This is a genomic window from Halomonas sp. SIMBA_159 (assembly GCF_046536035.1).
Classification (GTDB): Bacteria; Pseudomonadota; Gammaproteobacteria; order Pseudomonadales; family Halomonadaceae; genus Vreelandella; species Vreelandella venusta_A.
The window spans coordinates 1-259 of the sequence record NZ_JAWJBT010000940.1; the positions used below are offsets into that span (position 1 = coordinate 1).

Genomic DNA, 259 nt, shown 5'->3' on the forward strand with positions numbered 1-259 from the left:
CTGCCATGGCGAAGAAGACAATTAAAGTAACCCAAACGAAGTCAAGCATCGGTCGTTTGCCGAAGCACAAGGCTTCGTTAACAGGGTTAGGTTTACGCCGCATCGGTCACACTGTTGAAGTTGAAGATACACCGTCAGTTCGCGGTATGATCAACGCTGTGTATTACATGGTTAAAGTGGAGGAGTAATTGATGTTATTAAATACTATTGCTCCGGCACCTGGTGCCAAGAAAGAAAAGCGTCGCCTTGGTCGTGGTAT

General features: G+C 46.3%; 1 protein-coding gene. It reads left to right on the top strand.

From position 1 onward, the window contains the following. Positions 1-5 precede the first annotated feature (5 nt). A complete protein-coding gene (gene rpmD / locus R0J87_RS22040) occupies positions 6-188 on the top strand; it encodes a 50S ribosomal protein L30 (protein ID WP_027672159.1) in 183 nt (60 codons plus the stop codon). The last annotated feature ends 71 nt before the right edge of the window (positions 189-259 follow it).